The following is a 22,554-nucleotide window of genomic DNA, read 5'->3' on the forward strand; positions in this document are numbered from 1 at the left end:
CTTCTACGACACGACTACAACTCCACGACCACGGCGCCGAGATGCTGTCCGACCATCACCTCGTGCAACGCCTGCGCGGCACGGTCCATGCCCGCGATGCGCACATGGGGGAAGGTGATCTCCCCGGACCGCAGCAGCGGCCCGAACCGCCGGTTCCACTCCGCGTGGGCTTCCGGGTGGTCGAGTCCGCTGATCCCGCGCAGCGTGATCCGCTTCACGACGAGCTGGAACGAGTCGATCTCGACGGGGGCCGTGGTGCCGCTCCCCCGCTCCGACAGCTGCCCGGACAGCGCTCCGACCAGCGCGAACCGCGCACCTGGACGCGCCACCCCGATGGCCGCGCGCAGCTGTTCGCCGCCCACCATGTCAATGAGGACGTCGATGCCGTCGGGCGCCGCCTCGGCCAGCCGGGCGGCCGTCGATCGGGCGTCATCCCTCAGCACGACGGCGTCGTATCCGAGATCACTCGTCATACGTTCCGCCTTCGCGGGCGAACCGGTGCTTCCGATCACCCGGCCCGCGCCCAGCAGACGGGCGATCTGTCCCGCCATGGATCCGACCGCACCGGCGCCTCCCGAGACGAACACCGTCTCACCGGGCCGGAGTTCGGCGCCCCGGGTGAGCGCCGCGTAGGCCAGCGGCCCCTGGGAGAGGTGAGCGACCGGGTCCGGCAGCGTGTCGTCGAGCCGGGTGTATCCGCCGGCCGGCACCACGGCGAACTCACGCCAGCCGAGCCAGTGCGAGACCAGCTCACCGACCTGCGGTCCGTCCGCCCCGCCGGCCTCCACGACCTCGCCGACGGCCGCCCCGAACAGCGTGTCCCCGGGCAGCAGCCCGGGGAAGGGTGCCCCTTCCACTCCGCCGCCGATCACCGTACGCAGGGCGGGGAACACCTGGAAGTACCGGTTGCGCACGAGCACGTCGCCCTCGCCCGGCCGCGGCACGGGCTTCCGGACGAGGCGGAAGTGCTCGGGGCGCGGGAGCCCTCCGGGCACGGCGGCGAGCTGGACCTCCCGGGAGGTCCGGGGCAGCGGAAGGACGGCGGTCATGGGTGAACTCCTCGTCTACAGGCTCCCGTTCGGCCGGGCCGGCCGGCGAGCACGCAGACGCTAAACCCTCACCCGCACGTCAAGGTCAACCCCTGACGGGAAGGGCGACGGCCTGCTCCGCCACTCTTCGCCCGGCCCGGCGGACCGCGGGGCCCATCGCGCAGGACGCGGCGAGGAGGAGAGCGCCGAGCAGGAGCCAGCCCGGCACCCCCCAGGTCACCAGCAGGGTGGTCAGCAGCAGGGGGCCCAGGGTGCGGGCGGCCGTCACACTCGTACCGAAGAAGCCCTGGTACTCGCCGATGCGGTCGGCGGGTGCCAGATCGAAGCTGATCTGCCAGGAGCCCGCGGACTGGAGCATCTCCGCGAGCACGAGCAGCAGCGAGGCACCGACGAGGACCGCTGCCGCCGCCCAGGGCGGCACGCCCGCGGCCGACAGGGCGAACACCCCGCACGCGGCGCACATGACGAGGCCCGAACGCCGCACGGCCCGTACGGCCGAGGGCAGTCCGGTGACACCCCGGGCGGCGCGCACCTGGAAGAGCGTCACGGCGAGGGTGTTGAGGACGAACAGTGCCGACACGAGCCAGTCCGGCGCCTGTGTCCGCTCGGTGATCCACAGCGGAATGCCCAGGCTGAGCAGGGGCATGCGCAGCAGCAGGACCGCGTTGAGGAGCGTGATCACGGCATAGGGGCGGTCGCGCAGCACCGCAGGTCCCCGGGTCCCGGCCGACGGCAGGGGCGGCGGGGCGGGCAGGCGCAGCAGGACCAGTGCGCAGATCACGAAGCTGACGGCGTCCAGCGCGAAGACGGCGAGATAGGCGGACCGGGTGCCGTGGTGCAGTGCGAGACCGCCGAGCGCGGCACCGACAGCCAGTCCCGCGTTGAGGGTCGACTGCAGATGGGCGAGTACGCCGGTCCGCTCCTCCTTCGTCACGAGTCCGGCCAGCAGGGCCTGGCGCGCGGCGGCGAGTCCGGACTGCGTGATCGCGTACAGCGTCGCAGCGGCCAGGAACAGGACGAAGGACCGGATCAGCAGGAACGAGGCCACGGCCGCCGCCGTACCGAGTGCGAGCACGACGGCCGTTCCGCGCGGGCCCCGCCGGTCGGCGAGCCGTCCGAGCGGCACACCGACGAGCGAGCCGAGCGCCCAGGCGATCGTCAGCCCGAGGCCGACCCTGGACGGGGCCAGACCGATGACGTACGTGAAGTAGAGCGCCGAAGTGACGTAGTAGGCGCCGTCTCCCACGGAGTTGCTGAGCTGGGCGACGGCCAGGATCCGGGGCGGTCCTGCGGTCGGCAGAAGCCGGTGCGTTGTCATCACGGACATGACACTACGGACGGAATGGCGCCCCCTTCTGGACCAATGACGACTCAGGAATCTGGGCCAATCGCCCCGCCTTCCGTCCGAGGTTCCGCCCGATCGACGGATCGCGGCCGGGCATTCGCCACCGCCTCCGTCACGGCGTCCGTCAGGCCGTGAACGGCGGCATCCGCCCGTCCTGCCTACCGGGCTCTGCCGGCGGTGCACCGCCGGCACCGGAAGGCGGCGGCGAGGAGGGGCGCACGAGTGGCCCGCACCGGTGCCTTCGTGCAGCATGGTGGCGAGGACCGGCCGCGTGTCCGCGCACGCCGCGGGGCGATCGGCCGGGCCACCCATGCACAAGTCCATGCCAGGAACCCCGACGATGGCGGCACAGCACCAGGCGGAGGGCGCCACGCGCCGGCCGACGCCCGTGTGCGCCGCACACCGTCGCCCCGGGCGCCCGCGAGGGCCGGGCGGCATCATGCCGGTCCGGTCTGGAGGTGTACGCACCGTGACCGTCTCGCATTCACAGCAGAGGTCTCCCCAGCAGAGGTCGACGACGGGCGCCTCGGGTTTCGGTGCGCCGTGCTGGGCGAGCCTCGCGACGCGTGATCTCGCCTCGGCCCAGGACTTCTACGGTGCGGTGCTGGCCTGGACGTTCCGCGACACGGACCTGGGTGACGAATTCAGCGTGGCCCTCTCCGACGGGGTGCCGACGGCCGGTCTGGGAGAGCTGGCGGCCACCCTGCACATCGCGAACGACTGGACACCGTACTTCGCCGTCCCCGACGCCGATGTGGCCGGTGCCCGTATCAGGGAACGCAGCGGAACCCTCGCCGTCGGACCGATCGACTTCCCGATCGGGCGTGCGGCGATCGGCGCCGATCGCGACGGCGCCCGGTTCGGCATCTGGGAAGGGCGGCTCGTCGCCGACTGGCAGGCGTGGCGCGAGCACCGCCCCTGGTGGCTCGACCTGACGACCCCCAACCCCTTCGAGGCCGCCCTCTTCTACGGCGAGATCCTGGACTGGGCGTCGGACCGTCCCGGCTGCTGCGACGTCGGCTACGAGCACGACGACGTGGTGCTGCGCGACGAGGGCCGCGTCGCCGCCCTGATCACCGCGGGCGCCGAGAAGAAGGACACCGGCCCGGGGAGCGGACCGCGCTGGAACGTACATTTCCCCGTGCAGGACATGGAGGCGGCGCTGGAGGCTGCGGCACGCCACGGCGGCCGGGTCATCGATCGACGCGTCTCGGCCCGCGACGACGGTGCCACCCTCTGCGACCCCGACGGGGCCGTGTTCTGTATCGCCGCGGCGACCAGCCCCCCGCATGCGAACGGCATCGACCGGATGTGACACAAGGTCGTGAAGCGGCGGTCATGAGCGCCTGAACGGGCCATGACCGGCCCTCCGAGCACCCCTGATCACTGAGCGTGTCCGTACCGGATGCGCGGCTGGGACGACGCTGGTTCTCTGTCACTGTCCCCCCTCCCCCGACCCAGGAGTGACCATGAACGCTGCTTCCCGGCCCGCGGGCCGTTCCCAGCAAATGCGCCAGAAGGCAAGCGAGTTGAGCCAGGCCGCGGAGCGCACGACCGACCCCGAGCACCGCGTGCGACTCCAGCAGAAGGCCCAGCGGCTCCTGACCGAGAGCGAGCAGGACGGCAACGAGGCCGACGAATGGGTCGGCGGACGGTGACGGCTGGGGCCCTTCCGGACCAGGCCGGACCGGCGGGGCCGGGCGGTGTTCACCTACCCGCCCGGCCCTCGGACGGCACGGACGGCGAGCCGCCGGAGCACGGGAACCGGAACCGCTCCACCGGCAGGGGAACCGCCGGCACGTCTGCTGCGTGATGATGGACAGGAGAGTCATCGCCGCAGCAGAGGTGAACCGGCGCCGCTCCACGGGGCCGGCTCGGAAGGGGCGGCCGTCATGCACACCTCCGGAATCAAGAGGCCGGTCGCAGCCTCACTCGCCGCGCTCACCCTCGTCATCACGGCAGCGTGCGCCGGCTCGGGCGGAGGCGGGGCAACTCCCTCTCCGGACGGATCCGTTACGCCGACGACATCCGCTGCGCGCGCCGACGTCCTCGCTGTGAAGATCGACAACGTCGCACCCGCCCGGCCGCCGACCGGCCTGGAGAACGCCGACCTCGTCTACGTGGAGCAGGTGGAGGCAGGACTCAGCCGGATACTCGCCGCCTACTCCTCCGACGTGCCGTCCGTGATCGGCCCCGTACGCAGCGCCCGCGAGACGGATCTGGAACTGCTGAGGCAGTTCGACAAGCCCACGCTCGCCTACTCCGGCGCCCAGTCACGACTCCTGCCGTCGATCGAGGCGGCCCCGCTCGACCCGCTGCCTCCGTCGAAGGCGCCGAACGCCTACTTCCGCAGCCCCGACCGTGCTGCACCGCACAATCTCTATCTGCGCCCCGAGAAGATTCCGCACGACTCCACCGACGTGAACGCGGCCGAGGACATCGGGCTCCGCTTCGCTGCCGCACCGGCGGGCGGCACACCCGTCGACGAGCGCACCGTGGCCTACCCGTCGGCACGCTTCACCTTCACCTGGTCCGCGGACAGCGGCCGTTGGCTGATCGGCATGGACGGCAGCCCGGCTCGAACGGCCTCCGGAGAACGGCTCGGAACGGCCAACGTGCTCCTGCAGAACGTGGACGTGCACCCCTCCCGGTTCCGGGACCGGGGCGGGAACACCACGCCCTTCACCGAGACCGTGGGCTCCGGCTCCGCTCGTGTCCTGCGCGACGGCACGGCGTACGACGTCTCATGGGAGCGGGACACAGCCGCTTCGGCGACCGAGTTCACCACCAACGACGGCAAGCCGATGACGTTCGCCGACGGCCAGATCTGGATCGTGTTCGTACCGAAGTGATCCCTGGGACGCCGGAGGGACGTACGCCTCCGGCCCTGGGCTCCCCCGCTACAGCGGGCGCTGCCAGGTCTGGCCGACGAGGTCGTGCCCGAAGCTGTGGTGGGCCTCCTCGGCGACCAGCTCGAAACCCTGCTGCTGATAGATGCGCCGGGCCGAGCCGAGGACGTCGTTGGTCCACAGGGTGATCCCCTCGTACCCGGTCTCCCCCGCGAAGCGCAGGCACTCCTCGACCAGACGACGCCCCAGGCTCAGTCCACGCGCGGCGGGATCGACGAGCAGCAGACGCAGCTTCGCGGTTCGCTCGTCGCCGCGTACGCAGAAGACGCAGCCGACCCGCACCCCGTCGACCTCGGCGATCCACGCCTCCTGCGGTCCGGGGTCCTTCTCGTCGGTGTAGTCGGCGACGATCCGGGCCACGAGCGCCTCGAAGCCGGTGTCCCAGCCGAACTCCCTCGCGTAGAGCTCGCCGTGCGCCATCACCACCCAGCCGAGGTCCCCGGGCCGGCCCAACGGCCGGATGACTGCTTCGCGCTCTGCCATGACTTTCTCGCTCCCGCTTCACTGAAACGACTGTTTCAGTAGACTAGCCCGGTGACCCGATCCGCGACAAACCCCTCACCACGACAGCAGGAACTCCTGGAAGCGGCGTACGCGTACGCCCTGCGCAGCGGCCTGGGCGACCTGTCCCTGCGCCCGCTCGCCGAGGAGATCGGCTCCAGCCCCCGCGTCCTGCTCTACCTCTTCGGCAGCAAGGACGGCCTGATCCGCGCCCTGCTCGCGCGGGCCAGGGCCGACGAGCTGGCCGTCGTCCAGGAACTCACCGACGCGCGGGAGCGGCCCGAAGGTCTGGAGCCGGTCGCCCGTGAGCTCTGGCGGTGGCTGTCCGAGGACGCCCACCGCGGCCTGCTGACGCTCTGGGTCGAGAGCTACGCCCGCTCCCTCATCGACCCGGCAGGCCCCTGGTCCGGATTCGCCCGCGACACGGTCGGCGACTGGCTCACGCTGCTCGCCGCCGGCCAGCCCCCCGGGATCCGCGGCACCGAAGCCGGGCGCGCACAGTGCACGCTCGTGCTGGCCGTCCTGCGGGGAGCGCTGCTGGATCTGCTCGCCACCGGCGACACCGCGCGCACGAGCGCGGCGGTCCACCTCCAGCTGGCCGCGATAAAGTGACGTCACCTCATGGATGCGGAAACGGGATACGAGATGACCACCGTCCCCCCGGGGACGGTGACGCTGTCCGACCGGCGGACGCAGCGCCGTTGGTCGGTCGGGATCTCCCCGTTCGAGCTCGCCGCGGTCCCGGTCACCCAGGCGCGGTACGCACAGGTCACCGGCGGGCGGCCGAGCACCGCGCACGGTGACCGGCTGCCCGTCGAGGGCGTTTCGTGGCTGGACGCGGTCCGGTTCTGCAACGCCCTGTCCGGCGCCGAGGGGCTGACGCCCGCGTACGGCATCCGCGGGGACGACGCCCAGGACGTCGAGTGGGACGCCTCCGCCGACGGATACCGGCTGCCGACCGAGGCCGAGTGGGAGCACGCCTGCCGTGCGGGGACGACGGACGCGCGGTACGGCCGCCTCGACGAGATCGCCTGGCATCGCGGCAACTCGCAGGAGCGGATGCACGAGGTCGGCGGCAAGCAGCCCAACGCGTGGGGCCTGCACGACATGCTGGGCAACGTGTGGGAGTGGTGCTGGGACGTCTACGACCCCGAGGTCTACGGAACCTACCGAGTGCTGCGCGGCGGTGGCTGGTTCGACGAACGGTGGAGCTGCCGGGCGTCGGTACGCCGCCGCAGCCACCCGACGTTCCGGATCGACGACGTGGGTTTCCGCCTCGCACGGTCCGTCGCGCGGTGAAGAGCGCCGGGTGACCGTCGGGGCACGGCACCCGGGCGGTTCAGCGCCACTCGTCGTGGACGACCTTGTCGACCGTCTCCAGGACCACTTCGCCTGCGCTCAGGTCGGCACCGGACGCCGGGCGCACCCGTGCACCGGGCCAGATCAGCTGCGGCGGGGTGCCGATGACGCGGCAGCGGAACATGAAGCCCTCGGGGAACCGAACGAGGGACTCGTTGCGCGCCAATTCGGTGTAGCGGTGCACCACCGTCGCCCGGACCACGACCCCGTAGCCGGTGCTCTGCTCTGATTCCAGGTCGCTCGATGCGCAGACGGGACACAGGAGCCGCCGGAAGGAGGCTGTTCCGCACCAACGGCAACGCTGATAGATGAGACCGGTTCTCTCGCGCACCGCCGTAGCGGTACCGCTTCCTGGCTGGGACACGTGTCGACCCCCTGCACTCGGCTGGTGAGCGTCGCGCCATCACGCGACGCCCACGCACCATATGGCACTGAGTGCCGAACAGTAAAGGTACTGAGTGCCTTTACTCGTCAGCCGGAGCCGAGAGCGCACTCGATCTGCTGCACCACCCGCCACATCGGGGCGCCCTTCGCGGCCACCATGACGATCACGTCGCCACCCGCGTCCACCTGCACGTCCCCGCCCGCGCCCCGGCCCTCGGCACGGTCCGTACCCCGGTCCGCGGCCCCCGCGGCTGCCGGCAGTCCGGCCGCCTTCCCCCATACGTCACGCACCAGACCGAGGGCCTGGTCCACGGCGACCTCCGCGTCGCCCACTCCACCCGAACGGAGCCAGGACCGCAGCGCGTTGTTGTGCGCGGCCACGACCGCGGCGGCCACCACGTCGGCCCGCAGACCACCTTCGGACGCCTCGGCCCAGCGCCCGCGCAGATAGCCGGCCAGCGTGCGTTCGTACCGGCGCACCACGGACAGCTCGTACGTGCGCAGCCCAGGAACCTCCTGCGTCAGCCCGTAGCGCTGTACGGAGAATTCGGGGTTCGCCGCGTACATCCGCATGACGAGCCGGGCGGCGTCGCACACCGCGCCGACCGGATCGGGATCGTCGCGCCGCTCCTCCAGGAGTGCGGTCATGTCGGCCAGACAGCGCTCGTGGTCGGGGAAGACCGCGTCCTCCTTCGACGGGAAGTACCGGAAGAACGAGCGGCGCCCGACGCCCGCCCGCGCCACGATGTCGTCCACCGTGGTCTGCTCGAAGCCGCGCTCCAGGAACAGCTGGAAGGCGACCTCGGCGAGCGCCTGCCGCATGGGCACCTTGACGGGGGAATCCTCGGAGGCCGGTTCGGCTGCCGCCCTGCGTCGTTTGCGCGCTTCAGTCATGCCGGGAACGTAACACCGGAATGCACTGATTGGCACTAGGTACCTTGCATGAGGGTACTGAGTGCCATAATGTCGATCGTACGAACCGCATCAGCTAGGAGAGCCGGCGTGAGCTTGAGGATCGTTGTCTGTGTGAAGCATGTGCCCGACGCGACTGGTGACCGGCATTTCGCCGATGACCTGACGGTGGACCGTGAGGATGTGGACGGTCTGTTGTCGGAGCTGGATGAGTATGCGGTGGAGCAGGCGCTGCAGATCGCGGATGGTGCGGATGATGCCGTGGTCACGGTGGTGACGGTGGGTCCGGAGGACGCGAAGGACGCGTTGCGCAAGGCGTTGTCGATGGGTGCGGACAAGGCTGTGCATGTCGAGGACGACGATCTTCATGGTTCCGATGTGATGGCGACGTCGCTGGTGCTGGCGAAGGCGATCGAGAAGACGGGTTACGACCTGGTGATCGCCGGTATGGCCTCGACGGACGGCACGATGGGTGTGCTCCCGGCGATCCTCGCGGAGCGGCTGGGTGTCCCGCAGGTCACGCTGCTGTCCGAGGTCAAGGTCGAGGGCACTGTCGTGACCGGGCGTCGTGACGGTGACAGTGCCTCGGAGCTGCTGGAGGCCTCGCTCCCGGCGGTGGTCTCGGTGACCGACCAGTCCGGCGAGGCGCGTTACCCCTCGTTCAAGGGGATCATGGCGGCGAAGAAGAAGCCGGTGGAGTCCCTGGACCTGGAGGACCTGGACATCGAGGCGGACGAGGTCGGTCTCGCGGGTTCCTGGACCGTGGTGGACACCGCGACCCAGCGCCCGGCCCGCACCGCGGGCACGATCGTGAAGGACGAGGGCGAGGGCGGCAAGCAGCTCGCCGAGTTCCTCGCGGGCCAGAAGTTCATCTAGGACCCGGCCCCCTGCACGACCCCGTCTCTTCTCTCATCCACGCAGGAGCATTCCCATGGCTGAAGTCCTCGTCTACGTCGATCATGTCGATGGTGCCGTCCGCAAGCCCACCCTGGAGCTGCTGACCCTGGCCCGCCGGATCGGTGACCCGGTCGCCCTCGCGCTCGGCACGAACGCCGCGCAGACCGCGACGGTCCTGGCCGAGCACGGCGCGGTCAAGGTCCTGACCGCCGAGGCCCCCGAGTTCGCCGAGTACCTCGTCGTTCCCAAGGTCGACGCCCTGCACGCCGCCTACCAGGCCGTGTCCCCGACCGCCGTGCTGGTCCCCTCGTCCGCCGAGGGCAAGGAGATCGCCGCCCGCCTCGCGGTCCGCACCGGCTCGGGCCTCATCACCGACGCGATCGACCTCGAAGCCGGCGAGCAGGGCCCCGTCGCCACCCAGGCCGCGTTCGCCGCGTCCTTCACCACCAAGTCCCGTATCTCCAAGGGCACCCCCGTCATCACCGTGAAGCCGAACTCCGCCCCCGTCGAGGCCGCACCCGCCGCCGGCACCGTGGAGAACCTGCCCGTCACCTTCTCCGCCCAGGCCACCGGCACCAAGGTCACCTCCCGCACCCCCCGCGAATCCACCGGCCGCCCCGAGCTCACCGAAGCCGCGATCGTCGTCTCCGGCGGACGCGGCGTCAACGGCGCGGAGAACTTCCACATCATCGAAGCCCTCGCCGACTCCCTCGGCGCAGCCGTCGGCGCCTCCCGCGCCGCCGTCGACGCCGGCTGGTACCCCCACACCAACCAGGTCGGCCAGACCGGCAAGTCCGTCTCCCCCCAGCTCTACATCGCCTCCGGCATCTCCGGCGCCATCCAGCACCGCGCAGGCATGCAGACCTCCAAGACCATCGTCGCGATCAACAAGGACGCCGAAGCCCCCATCTTCGACCTCGTCGACTACGGCATCGTCGGAGACCTCTTCACCGTCGTCCCCCAACTCACCCAGGAAATCCACACCCGCAAGGGCTGAAGCACGCTGCGTACTTGCTGCCCCGAGGGCCCGTGGTGATCGTCACCACGGGCCCTCGGCCGTTCCCGCGCGGCGCGGGAACGCCTTGCCCGGCCGGTCCGGTGGCGTGACCTGGCGGAGCCACGAGCCGGGCCCGGCGGAACCTGCACACCGAATGCGCAGTCCGGTCACGGCCTTCCACCCGCGGCCACAGGCCCGGACCAGTGCGCAGCGTCTTTGGTGCGGAAGTGTCCGACTTCAAGCAAAAGGACTTCCGACCAAAGGGAATTCAATTGGTGAAGCTCATGGAGGACCTGCCCCCAAAACATGAACACGCCTGCACGCAAAGCTAGGTGATGGAGGGAAGAACCCCAGATCAGACGCCTTTCGATTGGCTGTGCCCGGCGCCCTCGTGCTTTGATCCTGACCCATGCGGGAGCCGCGAAAAGCGGTTCTCGACAAGGCACGAATTCCACACGAAGGGCAGCGCTCATCATGAACTTCACCCCCCAGGTCGAGACCGCCGAGATTTCCGACGCCGACCTCGACAACGTCTCCGGCGGCCTCGTGGGCGGCGTGCTCGGCAACGTCACCGCCACGGCCGACTCGATCGCCCCGGTCTCCGGCATCGTCGGTTCGGTCACCGGTGTGAACACCGGTGCCGTCAGCGGTCTGGCCACCGGTCTCGTCTCCGGTCTCTGAGACTGTGCGTGCGCCCCGGAACCCTTCGGTTCCGGGGCTCATCGCCGAAAGCGACAGGTGAGGGAAGAGTTCCGTGCGCTTCCGCCAACAGGCCCTTTCCAAGCTCCAGTCGCCGGAGGAGCTCGACCTCCCGGTGCGTTTCGCCCGTCCGCAGGGCCGGCTCGTCCTGGGTGTCACCCTGGCCGTCATGGCCGCGGCCTGCTTCTGGGCCACGACGGGCACCGTCTCCTCCACCCGGAGCGCGCCCGGCATCCTCACGTACGCGCAGGGCAGTTACGTGCTCCAGAGCCCCGTCGCGGGCCAGATCACCGACGTACTCGCCGAGGAGGGCCGGACTCTCCCCGCCGGTTCACCCCTGCTCAAGGTCCGTACGGAGCAAGGGGACCGGGTCGTACGCACGATCGCCGCGGGCCGGCTGACCGCTCTCTCCGCCACGATCGGAGCCGTGGTCGCCACCGGAGCGGACGTGGCGAGCGTGGAGCGGATCGACGGCGCCGACGATCCCCTGATGGCGGTCCTGTACGTACCGGGCGACAGCGGCCAGGCCGTACCCGTGGGTGCCTCGGTCGATCTCACCGTCCAGGGCGTGCCCGCCCAGCAGTTCGGAGTGCTGCGCGGCCGGGTGACGGCCGTCGGCAGGGTCTCGCTGACCAGCCGGCAGATAGCCCGTTCCCTCGGTGACGACCAGCTCGGCGAGCAGTTCTCGCTGCACGGCAGGCCGGTGGCGGTCCTCGTGAAGCTCGAACGGTCGCCCGCGACGAAGTCCGGCTACCGGTGGTCGTCGCACCAGGGCCCCCCGTACGCGATCGGCTCCATGACCCCGGCCACGGGCGTCGTCCACCTGGCCGACCAGCGCCCGATCGATTGGCTGCTCCCTTGACCGCCCCGCACGCCTCCCCCTCGACACAGCAGCTCCCGCCGCCCGGCCGCGGCCGGCACCGTCCCGGCAAGGCGCCCGGCGACAGGGGCCGTTCACGTGCCCGGTCGGCGCCGAAGGGGCCGAAGCCGAAGACCGTCCGCAGCCCGACCGTCCTCCAGATGGAAGCCCTGGAATGCGGCGCCGCCTCCCTGGCCATGGTCCTCGCGCACTACGGCAGGCATGTCCCCCTGGAGGAGCTGCGGATCGCCTGCGGCGTCTCGCGCGACGGCTCACGCGCCAGCAACGTACTGAAAGCGGCGCGCAGTTACGGGCTGCGGGCCAAGGGGATGCAGATGGAACCGGCCGCCCTCGCGGAGGTCCGGGCCCCGGCCATCCTGTTCTGGGAGTTCAACCACTACGTCGTGTACGACGGCATGGGACGCCGGCTCGGACGGCGCGGGGTGCACATCAACGACCCGGACAAGGGCCGTCGGTTCGTCACCACGGAGGACTTCGACACCAGCTTCACCGGCATCGTCCTGGTCCTCGAACCCGACGACGGATTCCGGCGCGGCGGCAGGAAGCCCGGCATCATGGGGGCGTTGCCGGCCCGGCTGCGCGGCACCTCCGGCACGATGCTGGCCGCGCTGCTCGCCAGCATCCTGCTCGTGGCCGTCGGAGCGACGCTTCCGGCGCTCAGCCGTACGTACATCGACATGTTCCTGATCGGTGATCAGCGCTCCCTGCTGGGCGTGCTGTTCACGGCGATGGGCACCATGGTGGCGCTCACCGTCGTCCTGACCTGGCTGCAGCAGGCGAATCTGCTGCGCGGGCGCATCATCTCCTCCACGCTCGGCAGCGCCCGGTTCTTCCGGCATCTGCTCAGGCTGCCGGTCACCTTCTTCTCCCAGCGCAGCCCCGCGGACCTCGTCCAGCGTCTCCAGTCCAACGACGCGGTGGCCGAGACCCTCGCCCGGGATCTCACAGCTGCGGGTGTGGACGGGATCGTCGTCCTCCTCTACGCCCTCCTGCTCTGGACGTACGATCCGCAGCTGACCGTCATCGGTGTGGGCCTCGCCCTCCTCAACGTCGTCGCGATGCGCGTCGTCGTACGTCTGCGGGCCACCGGTACCCAGAAGCTGCGGGCCGACAGCGCCCGGCTCACCAACACCTCGTACACCGGCCTGCAGTTGATCGAGACGATGAAGGCCACCGGGGGCGAGGACGGATACTTCCGCCGCTGGGCCGGGCAGCACGCGACGACGCTCGACGAGCAGCAGCGCCTCGGTGTGCCGAGTGCGTGGCTGGGCATCGTCGCTCCCGCTCTGGCCACGTTCAACAGCGCGCTGATCCTCTGGATCGGCGGGCTGCGCGCGGTCGAGGGCGCCGTCTCGATCGGGCTGCTGGTCGCCTTCCAGTCCCTGGTGACCCGGTTCACCGCCCCGGTCACCCGGCTCAACGGGGTGGCGGGGCGCATCCAGGACTTCGCGGCCGACGTGGCGCGGCTGAAGGATGTGGAGAACTTCCCGGTGGATCCGCTCTACTCCCGGGAGGAGACCTCGTCGAGCACGCGCAGGCTGAAGGGACATGTGACGCTGGACGAGATCACCTTCGGCTACAGCCCGCTCGACAAGCCGCTGCTGACCGGCTTCTCGCTGTCCGTCGGACCGGGGCAGCAGGTGGCGCTGGTCGGCGGGTCCGGCAGCGGCAAGTCCACGGTGTCCCGGCTGATTTCGGGGCTGTACAGCCCGTGGGAGGGCACGATCCGCATCGACGGACAGCGCCTGGAGGACATTCCCCGCAGTGCGCTGGCCGCCTCGGTCTCCTTCGTCGACCAGGACGTCTTCCTCTTCGAGGGAACGGTCCGGGACAACGTGGCCCTGTGGGACCCCTCGGTCCCGGACGAGGCCGTCGTCGCGGCCCTCCAGGACGCGGCGCTGTACGAGGTCGTCGCCCGCCGGCCGGGCGGCATCCACGGCCGCGTGGAGCAGGACGGGCGCAACTTCTCCGGCGGTCAGCGGCAGCGTCTGGAGATCGCCCGGGCGCTGGTGCGCCGGCCGAGCGTCCTGGTGCTCGACGAGGTCACCAGCGCCCTGGACGCCGAGACCGAGCAGCTCGTCATCGACGCGCTGCGGCGACGGGGCTGCGCCTGCGTGGTGATCGCGCACCGGCTCAGCACCGTCCGCGACAGCGACGAGATCGTGGTGCTGGACCACGGCCGCGTGGTGGAGCGCGGACGGCACGAGGAACTGGTCGCCGCGGCGGGACCGTACGCCCAGCTGGTCAAGGAGCACTGAGGTGGTATCCGTACACCCGGTCGCGGACCCCGGAGCCATGGGGCACGACGCGGTCATCGGCGCGCTGGGCGGCCTCGGCCGGCAGATCGAGTGCACCGGTCTGCGCAGCCTCTCCCTGGAGGGGCCGCAGGTGCTGTGGCTCGTCCTCGGCGGCGCGCTGGACCTGTTCGCGGTCGACACGGTGGAGCAGGGTCACTGGCATTTCCTGGGCCGGCTGGAACCTGGGACGCTGCTCCTGGGACCGGTCGAGGGGCCGCAGCACACCCTGATCGGCAGGCCGCTCCAGGGCTGCGTGCTGCGCCGGATCGCGCTGCGGGAGCTGTACCGGCCCGAGTATCCGCACCCCGGTACCCACGAGGGCCAGTACCTCAGCCGGTACGACACCGGGGACGGCACGCTGAGTCTGCTGGAGCACGCCTTCTCCCTCGGGGTGGGTCGCGGTCAGCGCGTCCTGTTCGAAGCCCCGCTGGACGGCCGGACCGCTCTCGACGAGACGCCGGCCGACGACGACGTGCTGTGGCTCCCGGTCTCGCCGGGCAGTGTGCAGTACGGCGCCGCGTTCAGCGCGGAGGCGGCCGGTGATCTGCTCGTCGACGGCGAGCTGTGGCAGGGCATGGTCAACCGGCAGTACCGGTTGCTGTCCGCGCTGGACCGCTGGATCGAGCGGCTGGAGCGTGCGCACGAGGACCGGGCGGCGGCCGGCATCAAGGCGGGCGAAGCCGTACGGGACGAGGCCGACCGGGCTCTGCTCACCTCCATAGGCCGTAGCGGGAGGGCCGCGGCCCCTGCCGCGGGAGCCGGTGACGACGCCACGTACGCGGCCTGCCGGCTGGTCGCGGGTGCGGCCGGCATCACGCTCGCGCAGCCCCCGCCGGGTGACGTAGTGAACGACCGGACGGACCCGGTCGAGCGGGTCGCGGTCCACTCGCGGGTCCGGACCCGCGCGGTCCGGCTCACCGGCCGCTGGTGGCGGGAGAACGCCGGCCCGCTGGTGGGCCACCGGTCCGCCACGGGCACCCCGGTCGCCCTGCTGTGGCGCCGGGGCCGCTACGAGGCGGTCAATCCGGTGACCGGCCGCAGGACCCGTGTCGACAGCAGGCATGCCGGTGACTTCGAGCAGCGCGCCGTCATGTTCTACCGCCCCCTGCCCGAAAGGCCGTTGAGCAAGTGGCGGCTGCTGCGTTTCGGTCTGCGCGGTACGGGGGCCGATCTGCGCAGCCTGGCGCTGGCCGGGCCGGTGACGGTCGGGCTCGGCGCGCTGGTCCCGGTCGCGACGGGGCAGATCCTGGGTGTCCATGTGCCCAACGCCGAGACCGGCCTCATCGCGCAGGTCTCACTGGCCGTGATCATCGCCGGGGTGGTCTCGGCCGCCTTCATGCTGCTGCAGAACCTCACGGTCCTGCGGATGGAGGGCCGCATCGAGAGCACCCTCCAACCGGCGGTGTGGGACCGGCTGCTGCGGCTGCCGACCTCGTTCTTCGCCGAGCGGTCCACCGGGGAGCTGGCGAGCGCGGCGATGGGTGTCAGTGCGATCCGGCGCGTCCTGTCGGGTGTCGGGCCCGTCGCCCTCCAGGCGGGCACGGTCGGCGCGATGAACCTATTCCTGCTGTTCTGGTTCAGTGCGCCGCTGGCGCTGGCCGCGATCGGGATGCTGATCGTGATCTCCGCGGTGTTCCTCACCATGGGGATGTGGGAGCTGCGGTGGCAGCGCAGTCTGGTGGAGCTCGGCAACAAACTCAACAACCAGGCGTTCCAGACGCTGCGCGGGCTGCCCAAACTGCGTGTGGCCGGGGCGGAGAGCTTCGCGTACGCCTCCTGGGCCCGGGAGTTCGCCCGCAGCCGTGAGCTCCAGCAGCGGGCCGGCCGGATCAAGAATCTGACGACGGTCCTCGACGCGACCTATCTGCCGCTGTGTTCACTGGCCATGTTCGTCCTGCTGGCGGGGCCTGCCCGGGGGTCGCTGTCGGCGAGTGCCTTCCTGACGTTCAACACCTCCGTGACGATGCTGCTGGCCTCGGTCACCCAGCTCACCGGGGCGTTCGTCTCGGCTGCGGCGGCGCTGCCGATGTTCGAGCAGATCAAGCCCCTGCTCGACGCGGCACCCGAGGTGCGCGGTGCGAGCACCCAGCCGGGGCCGTTGTCCGGGGCGATCGAGGTCAGAGGGGTCTCCTTCCGGTACGCCGACGACGGTCCGGCGGTGCTGGACGAGGTGTCGCTGACGGTGGGGGCCGGCGAGTTCGTGGCGGTGGTGGGGCCCAGCGGCTGCGGGAAGTCGACGCTGCTGCGGCTGCTCATAGGCTTCGACCGGCCCGCCACGGGGAGTGTCCTGTACGACGGTCAGGACCTGGCGGCGCTCGACCAGGCGGCCGTACGCCGCCAGTGCGGGGTCGTGCTGCAGAATGCCCAGCCGTTCACGGGATCGATCCTGGAGTGCGTCTGCGGCTCCGAGGTGTTCACCGAGGAGGAGGTCTGGGAGGCCGCCGCGCTGGCGGGTCTCGCCGAGGACATCAAGCGGATGCCGATGGGGCTGCACACCATGATCTCCGGCGGCGGCGCGATCTCCGGTGGTCAGCGGCAGCGGCTGATGATCGCCCAGGCGCTCGTGCGCCGTCCCCGCATCCTGTTCTTCGACGAGGCCACCAGCGCCCTGGACAACGAGACCCAGCGCATCGTGATCGAGAGCACCCGGGCGCTGCGGGCGACCCGGGTCGTGATCGCACACCGGCTCTCCACGGTGCTGGACGCCGACCGGGTGATCGTCATGTCGGAGGGCCGCGTCGTACAGCAGGGTCCGCCCGCCGAGCTGCTCGCGGACCCGGGCGGACGGCTGCACGAGTTGGTGCGGCGCCAGATGCAGTAGGGGCCCGGTCCGTCCGGGCCGAATCTCCCGGCCGAATGGGGGCGTCCTGGTCCGGCGCGGGGCACGGATCCGCACCCGCTCCTACGCTCGGTGGCAGGGCGCGTGCGGAGAGTTCCGGTCGGGGGTGACGGAAGCCTGCCGGGCGGCCATGGGAAGCACCCCCCGAGGAGAGCCGTCATGACCGAAGCAACCGATCCCGTCGAGGCCGACCGGGCACTCAAGACCAGACACCGGAAGATGTGGGCCCTGGGGGACTACCCCGTGGTGGCCGCCCGGCTGATCCCGGACCTCGGCCCGGACCTGGTCCGGGCCTGCGGTGTACGGAGCGGCGAGCGCGTCCTGGACGTCGCGGCCGGATCGGGCAACGCCGCCATCCCCGCGGCCCTGGCCGGCGCGGAGGTCGTGGCGTGCGACCTGACGCCCGAACTGCTGGCGGCCGGGCAGGAACTGGCGGCCGTGCGCGGTGTCGGGCTGGAGTGGAGGGTGGGGGACGCGGAGGCGCTGCCCTTCGACGACGACGCGTTCGACACCGTGATGTCGTGCGTGGGCATCATGTTCGCCCCGCATCACCAGGCAGGGGCCGACGAGCTGGTCCGTGTCTGCCGTCCCGGCGGCACGATCGGCCTGCTCAACTGGACCCCGGAAGGGTTCATCGGCCAGATGTTCGCCGCGATGAAGCCGTACGCCCCCACGCCGCCGCCCGGGGCGCAGCCCCCGCCGCTGTGGGGGCGGGAGGACCACGTCCGTGCGCTGCTCGGCGACCGGGTGACGGACGTCGAGGTGCAGCGGCGGACCGTACGGGTCGATCTGTTCGGGAAGCCCGGTGACTTCAGGGAGTTCTTCAAGGCCAACTACGGGCCGACCATCGCGACGTACCGGCACATCGCGGAGGACCCGGAACGGGTCGCCGCTCTGGACAGCGCTCTCGACGACCTCGCGTCGCGCCACACCGACGGGGCGGGCCCGACGGGCATGGACTGGGAATACCTGCTGGTCACCGCACACAAGCGCGGCTGACCGACCCGGCGGGCGGTGGCGCCGGGGCCCTGCCGCGGCCTCGGTGCGCCCCCCTGCCGCCCGCACTACATTACCGACCGGTATGTCGTGACTTATTGCGCGACTGACAGTAGAACTCGTTCCCATTCCATCGAGAGTGAGGAACGTGAAATGAGCGATCCCAGCCCCGGCGGCAGCACCGCCAAGGGTGTCTCGCGCCGCCGTCTGATCACCGGAGCCGGCTCCGTTCTCGGAGCCGCCGCCCTTGCCGGCCCCTTATCCGCGACCCGCTCGTGGGCCGCCGCCGCCTCCTCGGTGATCGGCACCGGGGAGCACGTACCGGCCCTCGTGATCGGCACCGGGTACGGCGGCTCCGTCGCCGCCCTGCGTCTCGCGCAGGCGGGTGTCCCCGTCCACATGGTCGAGATGGGCATGGCCTGGGACACCCCGGGTGCGGACGGCAAGATCTTCGCCAACACGACCACGCCCGACCACCGGTCGTTCTGGCTCCGCACCAGGACCAAGCAGCCCCTCAGCAACTTCCTCGGCTTCCCCATCGACAAGGACGTCTCCCGCTACACCGGAATCCTGGACGCCGAGGAGTTCAGCGGCATCACGGTCTACCAGGGCCGCGGCGTCGGGGGCGGCTCGCTGGTCAACGGCGGCATGGCCGTCACGCCCCGGCGCGAGAACTTCGGCGCCGTCCTCCCCACGGTCAACGCCGAGGAGATGTACAGCACCTACTACCCGCGAGCCAACGCCGCCCTCGGGGTCAGCACCGTCGACCCGGCCTGGTTCGAGTCCGCCGACTGCTACCGCTACGCCCGCGTCGGCCGCAAGCACGCCCAGCGCTCGGGGTTCCCGTTCGTCTTCGTGCCCGACGTGTACGACTGGGACTACATGAAACAGGAGGCGGCGGGAACCGTCCCCAAGTCGGCCCTGGCCGGTGAGATCCTCTACGGCAACAACTACGGCAAGAAGTCGCTCCAGCAGACCTACCTCTCCCGGATCAGGGCGACCGGCAGGGTGACCATCTCACCGCTGCACAAGGTCACTTCCGTCACCGCGTCCCCCGGCGGCGGCTACACGGTCGTCATCGACCAGCTCACCACCACCGGTGCCACGGCGGCCACCAAGACGGTGACCGCGGACAAGGTGTTCTTCGCGGCCGGCAGCGTCGGCACCAGCAAGCTGCTGACCGGCCTCAAGGCCACCGGCGCACTGCCCGCCCTCAACGACGAGATCGGCAGGGGCTGGGGCGACAACGGCAACGTCATGTGCGGGCGCGCCAACCACATGTGGGACCCCACCGGCGCCCTGCAGTCGAGCATCCCGTGCTCCGGCATCGACAACTGGGCGGCGGGCGGCGCGTTCGCCGAGGTCGCCCCGCTGCCGACGGGGATCGAGACCTACGCGTCGTTCTACCTGTCGATCACCCGGAACCCCAACCGGGCCCGGTTCACCTGGAACGCCGCGGCGGGCCGCGTGGACCTGGACTGGCAGACCGCCTGGAAGCAGCCGTCCATCGACATGGCCAAGACGATCTTCGACAAGATCAACGCCAAGGAGGGGACGATCTACCGGACCGACCTCTTCGGCCTCTACAAGATCTGGGGCGACCACCTCACGTACCACCCGCTCGGCGGCGCGGTGCTGGACAAGGCCACCGACAACTACGGCCGCCTCCGCGGCTACTCCGGCCTGTACGTCATCGACGGCGCGCTGATCCCGGGCAACACGAGCGTCAATCCGTTCGTCACCATCACCGCGCTCGCCGAACGGAACATCGAGAGGATCATCGCCACCGATCTGTGAGGACCCGTACGAAGGCCCCGCGTGACGACCTTCCGTGGGGTTCGGCCGGCCCACCCGTACCGCATCAGTGCCCGGGCAGCACGCACACCGTGTCGAGGCCCAGCACGTGGTTGAGCCGGCCGAACGCCAGCCAGGAGCCGATGCTCATGCTGAGCTCGACGATCTCCGACTGGCTGTAGTGCGCGGTCATCCTGCTCCAGAACTCGTCGTCGATACCGTGGTGGTCCACTGCGTACCGCTCCGCGTACTCGGCGGCCAGCCGCGTCCGGTCGTCGAAGACCTCGGTGGTACGCCAGTCCGTCACCGCCTCGGCGAACTCCTCCTCGACCTTCTGTCCGTCGCGTTCGGTCCGCCAGTCCAGGCAGAACGCGCACCCGTTGATCTGTGCGACCCGCAGCCGCGCGGCCTCGAACTCGCGGAGGCCGAGCGTCGTGTGGGCGTACACCGCCAGGGAGAAGTTCGAGGCGGCGATCCCGATGCCGGGAACCATGTCGCCCCACACGTACTCGATGGGGTTCTTGCCCTCGGGGATGTCGATGTTCATCACTGTCTCCTTCCGAGCCTGCCCACCGCGGGGCGCAGCGGGACGTCGAGCGCGTCGTACAGTCCGGGGTCCGCGGCCACGAGCCAGTCGATGGCACCGACCAGCCGGCCGACCGCGGTGGCGTTCCCTCCCGCGGAACGGTTCTCGCCCTCGTCGTCGGCCACGACCGTGACCTCGATCCGCGGACGGCCTTCGATGATCACGCGGTGCGCACCGTCGCCGTCGGGCGGTGCCGGCCAGTCCGGCGCGCAGGACGGATGGATACGGGTGATGTGCTCGACGACGATGCGGGGCTCGCCCCCGACGATGCCCTGGACCTCGAACCGCACCGCGCCCTGCGTACCGGCCTCGAAGTCGCCCATCGTCCTGGTGCTCACCGTGGCGTCGAGCGGACGCCGGTGCATGGTCTCGCGGATCTCGTCGAGCTCGACGCCCAGGGCCCTGGCCATCAGCCGTATCTGGCCGCCCCACACCATGGTCGGGACGGACGGCGCGAGCATCAGCGGCTGGTAGTCCATCGGCCGGCCCATGCCGATGAGGTCCCTGACCGACTCCTCCTGCTCGTACGTGGAGTAGTCGAAGATCTCCTGGCAGCGAACGGCGTCCACCACGGAGCCGAGGCCGCTGGCCAGCAGCGGCAGCACGTCGTTGCCCCAGCCGGGGTCGACGCCGGAGACGAACAGTGAGCCGCCGCCCTCGGCGATGGCCGCCAGCACCGGTTCCCGGAGTTCCGGCGGGGCGTTCACCGGGTCGTAGAGCCCGTAGACGGCCGGGGTGACGACGACGGCCCCCGCCCGGATCGCCCGGCAGATGTCGGCGAGTGCCTCGTCGAGGCGGATGTCACCGGAGGCCGCGTACACCACGGCGCCCGGCCGCGCGGCCAGTACCGCGCCGATGTCGTCGGTCGCCGCGACCCCGAGGTCCCGGCCGAGGCCGCCGAGATCGCCCGCGTCGCGGCCGGTCTTGGCGGGGTCGTGGACGAGCACGTCGGTCAGTTCCAGTGCCGGATGGGCATCGACGGCACGGATGGCCGCGCGTCCGACATTTCCGGTACCCCAGACAACCGTGGAAATCATGCGGCGGAGGGTAGCGCGGTGCATGACAGGTTCCTAGGGCCTGTCGTCAAACTGCCGTCGTTCGGCCGAAGGCCGGGCCGTGCGGTGTCCGGTGCGTGCGATCGCAAGGCGCCAGGATGTCCTCGTAGCGGAGCTAGCGGAGCTACGAGGACATCCCGGCAACGCCGCGAGCGTGCGTGCCGGACACCGCGCGGCAGACGGCAGTTTGACGACAGGCCCTAGCCCGTCACCCATCCGTCCGAACCGGAACGAAAGGCGCTAGGACACTCCCTAGGACCGCCGGCGGGGCTTGCCGCGTTTGGCGCCCTTGGAGCCCGCGGAACCGCTTCGGGGGTTCTTGCCTGCCGAGGACCTGCCGGCGGCGGGCTTCCGCTTGGCCGCCGCGGTCTCGGCGCGCTTGCTCTTCGGCTGCGGCGGGGTCGGGGGACGGCCCCGTGTGCTGTTCACGGTCCGGCCGCGGACGATCCCGATGAACTCCTCCACCAGGTCGGTGGTCTCCTCCTCCGGCCACGACAGGGCGATGCGGGACTCGGGAGCCTCCAGGACCGTCCGGTAGGTGAGGTCCTTGCGGTGGTACAGACGGGCGAGCGACTGCGGGACGACGAGCACGCCCACCCCGGCCGCCACCAGCTCGATCGCGTCCTCCGTCGTGGCGGGGCGCTCGATCGCGGGCCTTCCCGGCAGGGCGCCCTCCCAGTCGAGGGTGTCGTCCAGGGGATGCAGCACGATCTCGTCGGCCAGATCCGCGGCGGACACCTCCTCCACCGCTGCCACGAGGTGGTCCTTCGGGACCACGACGACGGTCGCCTCGGTGTACAGCGGGATCGCGCTGAGGTCCGTCCGGTCGATCGGCAGCCGGACGAAACCGGCGTCGGCCGCACCGCCCCGCAGTGCGTCGGGGGCTTCGGCGGGGGATACCGCGACCAGGGTCAGCGGGACGTCGGGCAGCCGCTCGTTCCAGATACGCACCCACTTGGTGGGCGTCACCCCCGGAACGTACGCGAGCCGGAACGAGGGGCGTACTTCCGGGCTTGTCACCCCGCCAGGTTACCGGTCGTGGTCGGAGGTAGCGC

General features: G+C 70.9%; 21 protein-coding genes. 13 read left to right on the plus strand and 8 right to left on the minus strand.

Annotation, left to right across the window (positions count from 1 at the left end):
• Window positions 1–14: 14 nt before the first annotated feature.
• Both OG230_RS04105 and OG230_RS04110 read right to left on the minus strand, forming a co-directional pair.
• Window positions 15–1,049 (minus strand): MDR family NADP-dependent oxidoreductase, encoded by a 1,035-nt coding sequence (locus tag OG230_RS04105; RefSeq protein ID WP_328908749.1) that lies wholly within the window; start codon window positions 1,047–1,049, stop codon window positions 15–17.
• A gap of 85 nt (window positions 1,050–1,134) precedes the next feature.
• Window positions 1,135–2,376 (minus strand): MFS transporter, encoded by a 1,242-nt coding sequence (locus OG230_RS04110; protein WP_443051490.1) that lies wholly within the window; start codon window positions 2,374–2,376, stop codon window positions 1,135–1,137.
• Between the two features lie 487 nt (window positions 2,377–2,863).
• On the opposite strand from OG230_RS04110, the gene OG230_RS04115 reads away from it, so the two are divergent.
• From OG230_RS04115 to OG230_RS04125, 3 genes are all read left to right on the plus strand, one after another.
• Window positions 2,864–3,709 (plus strand): VOC family protein, encoded by an 846-nt coding sequence (locus OG230_RS04115; RefSeq protein ID WP_328908750.1) that lies wholly within the window; start codon window positions 2,864–2,866, stop codon window positions 3,707–3,709.
• 154 nt (window positions 3,710–3,863) lie between these two features.
• The gene (locus tag OG230_RS04120; RefSeq protein WP_328908751.1) at window positions 3,864–4,052 is read left to right on the plus strand and encodes a DUF6381 family protein; all 189 of its coding nucleotides are present in this window, start codon (window positions 3,864–3,866) and stop codon (window positions 4,050–4,052) included.
• A 234-nt stretch (window positions 4,053–4,286) separates the two neighbouring features.
• Window positions 4,287–5,246, plus strand: coding sequence for a DUF3048 domain-containing protein (locus tag OG230_RS04125; protein ID WP_328908752.1), 960 nt, complete (start codon window positions 4,287–4,289; stop codon window positions 5,244–5,246).
• Window positions 5,247–5,294: 48 nt separating this feature from the next.
• Here the strand turns inward: OG230_RS04125 and OG230_RS04130 are convergent, their stop codons facing one another.
• On the minus strand, window positions 5,295–5,786 hold the full coding sequence (locus OG230_RS04130; protein ID WP_328908753.1) for a GNAT family N-acetyltransferase: 492 nt from the start codon (window positions 5,784–5,786) through the stop codon (window positions 5,295–5,297).
• A gap of 51 nt (window positions 5,787–5,837) precedes the next feature.
• Here OG230_RS04130 and OG230_RS04135 point away from each other — a divergent pair, with 51 nt between their 5' ends.
• On the plus strand, window positions 5,838–6,416 hold the full coding sequence (locus OG230_RS04135; RefSeq protein ID WP_328908754.1) for a TetR/AcrR family transcriptional regulator: 579 nt from the start codon (window positions 5,838–5,840) through the stop codon (window positions 6,414–6,416).
• A gap of 9 nt (window positions 6,417–6,425) precedes the next feature.
• A complete protein-coding gene (locus tag OG230_RS04140; protein WP_328908755.1) occupies window positions 6,426–7,103 on the plus strand; it encodes a formylglycine-generating enzyme family protein in 678 nt (225 codons plus the stop codon).
• A 40-nt stretch (window positions 7,104–7,143) separates the two neighbouring features.
• Here the strand turns inward: OG230_RS04140 and OG230_RS04145 are convergent, their stop codons facing one another.
• Both OG230_RS04145 and OG230_RS04150 read right to left on the minus strand, forming a co-directional pair.
• On the minus strand, window positions 7,144–7,527 hold the full coding sequence (locus tag OG230_RS04145) for a Zn-ribbon domain-containing OB-fold protein (protein ID WP_443051491.1): 384 nt from the start codon (window positions 7,525–7,527) through the stop codon (window positions 7,144–7,146).
• 107 nt (window positions 7,528–7,634) lie between these two features.
• Complete coding sequence (locus OG230_RS04150; RefSeq protein ID WP_328911298.1) at window positions 7,635–8,369, minus strand: TetR family transcriptional regulator; 735 nt, start codon at window positions 8,367–8,369, stop codon at window positions 7,635–7,637.
• A 180-nt stretch (window positions 8,370–8,549) separates the two neighbouring features.
• Here OG230_RS04150 and OG230_RS04155 point away from each other — a divergent pair, with 180 nt between their 5' ends.
• The 8 genes from OG230_RS04155 to OG230_RS04190 all read left to right on the plus strand — a co-directional run bounded on the left by OG230_RS04155 (window position 8,550) and on the right by OG230_RS04190 (window position 19,861).
• Window positions 8,550–9,335 carry an electron transfer flavoprotein subunit beta/FixA family protein gene (locus tag OG230_RS04155; RefSeq protein WP_328908718.1) on the plus strand — a complete coding sequence of 262 codons (786 nt, stop codon included), beginning with the start codon at window positions 8,550–8,552 and terminating at the stop codon, window positions 9,333–9,335.
• Between the two features lie 55 nt (window positions 9,336–9,390).
• Window positions 9,391–10,353: an electron transfer flavoprotein subunit alpha/FixB family protein gene (locus tag OG230_RS04160; protein ID WP_328908757.1), complete on the plus strand. Its 963-nt coding sequence runs from the start codon at window positions 9,391–9,393 to the stop codon at window positions 10,351–10,353.
• A 474-nt stretch (window positions 10,354–10,827) separates the two neighbouring features.
• Window positions 10,828–11,034 carry a type A2 lantipeptide gene (locus tag OG230_RS04165; RefSeq protein ID WP_328908758.1) on the plus strand — a complete coding sequence of 69 codons (207 nt, stop codon included), beginning with the start codon at window positions 10,828–10,830 and terminating at the stop codon, window positions 11,032–11,034.
• A gap of 73 nt (window positions 11,035–11,107) precedes the next feature.
• The gene (locus OG230_RS04170; RefSeq protein WP_328908759.1) at window positions 11,108–11,914 is read left to right on the plus strand and encodes an HlyD family efflux transporter periplasmic adaptor subunit; all 807 of its coding nucleotides are present in this window, start codon (window positions 11,108–11,110) and stop codon (window positions 11,912–11,914) included.
• Window positions 11,911–14,190: an NHLP family bacteriocin export ABC transporter peptidase/permease/ATPase subunit gene (locus tag OG230_RS04175; protein ID WP_328908760.1), complete on the plus strand. Its 2,280-nt coding sequence runs from the start codon at window positions 11,911–11,913 to the stop codon at window positions 14,188–14,190. The genes OG230_RS04170 and OG230_RS04175 overlap by 4 nt, the downstream gene beginning before the upstream one ends.
• Window positions 14,191–14,227: 37 nt before the next feature.
• Window positions 14,228–17,050, plus strand: coding sequence for an NHLP bacteriocin export ABC transporter permease/ATPase subunit (locus tag OG230_RS04180; RefSeq protein WP_328911299.1), 2,823 nt, complete (start codon window positions 14,228–14,230; stop codon window positions 17,048–17,050).
• Between the two features lie 177 nt (window positions 17,051–17,227).
• A complete protein-coding gene (locus OG230_RS04185) occupies window positions 17,228–18,067 on the plus strand; it encodes a class I SAM-dependent methyltransferase (protein WP_328908761.1) in 840 nt (279 codons plus the stop codon).
• A 150-nt stretch (window positions 18,068–18,217) separates the two neighbouring features.
• Window positions 18,218–19,861 (plus strand): GMC oxidoreductase, encoded by a 1,644-nt coding sequence (locus OG230_RS04190; RefSeq protein WP_328908762.1) that lies wholly within the window; start codon window positions 18,218–18,220, stop codon window positions 19,859–19,861.
• Between the two features lie 64 nt (window positions 19,862–19,925).
• Here the strand turns inward: OG230_RS04190 and OG230_RS04195 are convergent, their stop codons facing one another.
• The 3 genes from OG230_RS04195 to OG230_RS04205 form a co-directional block, all read right to left on the minus strand.
• Window positions 19,926–20,405 (minus strand): carboxymuconolactone decarboxylase family protein, encoded by a 480-nt coding sequence (locus OG230_RS04195; RefSeq protein ID WP_328908763.1) that lies wholly within the window; start codon window positions 20,403–20,405, stop codon window positions 19,926–19,928.
• On the minus strand, window positions 20,405–21,481 hold the full coding sequence (locus OG230_RS04200; RefSeq protein WP_328908764.1) for an NAD(P)H-dependent amine dehydrogenase family protein: 1,077 nt from the start codon (window positions 21,479–21,481) through the stop codon (window positions 20,405–20,407). The genes OG230_RS04195 and OG230_RS04200 overlap by 1 nt, the downstream gene beginning before the upstream one ends.
• Window positions 21,482–21,751: 270 nt before the next feature.
• Window positions 21,752–22,519, minus strand: a complete 768-nt coding sequence (locus OG230_RS04205; protein WP_328908765.1) for a LysR substrate-binding domain-containing protein — start codon at window positions 22,517–22,519, stop codon at window positions 21,752–21,754.
• Window positions 22,520–22,554: the final 35 nt, after the last annotated feature.

This window comes from Streptomyces sp. NBC_00234 (genome assembly GCF_036195325.1).
Lineage (GTDB): Bacteria > Actinomycetota > Actinomycetes > Streptomycetales > Streptomycetaceae > Streptomyces.

What these genes read in the sequence shown, in the direction of transcription:
- OG230_RS04105 (WP_328908749.1), bottom strand. Translation starts at nt 1,049, where the DNA reads ATGACCGCCGTCCTTCCGCTGCCCCGGACCTCCCGGGAGGTCCAGCTC.
- OG230_RS04110 (WP_443051490.1), bottom strand. Translation starts at nt 2,376, where the DNA reads ATGTCCGTGATGACAACGCACCGGCTTCTGCCGACCGCAGGACCGCCC.
- OG230_RS04120 (WP_328908751.1), top strand. Translation starts at nt 3,864, where the DNA reads ATGAACGCTGCTTCCCGGCCCGCGGGCCGTTCCCAGCAAATGCGCCAG.
- OG230_RS04125 (WP_328908752.1), top strand. Translation starts at nt 4,287, where the DNA reads ATGCACACCTCCGGAATCAAGAGGCCGGTCGCAGCCTCACTCGCCGCG.
- OG230_RS04130 (WP_328908753.1), bottom strand. Translation starts at nt 5,786, where the DNA reads ATGGCAGAGCGCGAAGCAGTCATCCGGCCGTTGGGCCGGCCCGGGGAC.
- OG230_RS04140 (WP_328908755.1), top strand. Translation starts at nt 6,426, where the DNA reads ATGGATGCGGAAACGGGATACGAGATGACCACCGTCCCCCCGGGGACG.
- OG230_RS04150 (WP_328911298.1), bottom strand. Translation starts at nt 8,369, where the DNA reads ATGCGGCAGGCGCTCGCCGAGGTCGCCTTCCAGCTGTTCCTGGAGCGC.
- OG230_RS04160 (WP_328908757.1), top strand. Translation starts at nt 9,391, where the DNA reads ATGGCTGAAGTCCTCGTCTACGTCGATCATGTCGATGGTGCCGTCCGC.
- OG230_RS04165 (WP_328908758.1), top strand. Translation starts at nt 10,828, where the DNA reads ATGAACTTCACCCCCCAGGTCGAGACCGCCGAGATTTCCGACGCCGAC.
- OG230_RS04180 (WP_328911299.1), top strand. Translation starts at nt 14,228, where the DNA reads ATGGGGCACGACGCGGTCATCGGCGCGCTGGGCGGCCTCGGCCGGCAG.
- OG230_RS04185 (WP_328908761.1), top strand. Translation starts at nt 17,228, where the DNA reads ATGACCGAAGCAACCGATCCCGTCGAGGCCGACCGGGCACTCAAGACC.
- OG230_RS04190 (WP_328908762.1), top strand. Translation starts at nt 18,218, where the DNA reads ATGAGCGATCCCAGCCCCGGCGGCAGCACCGCCAAGGGTGTCTCGCGC.
- OG230_RS04195 (WP_328908763.1), bottom strand. Translation starts at nt 20,405, where the DNA reads ATGAACATCGACATCCCCGAGGGCAAGAACCCCATCGAGTACGTGTGG.
- OG230_RS04200 (WP_328908764.1), bottom strand. Translation starts at nt 21,481, where the DNA reads ATGATTTCCACGGTTGTCTGGGGTACCGGAAATGTCGGACGCGCGGCC.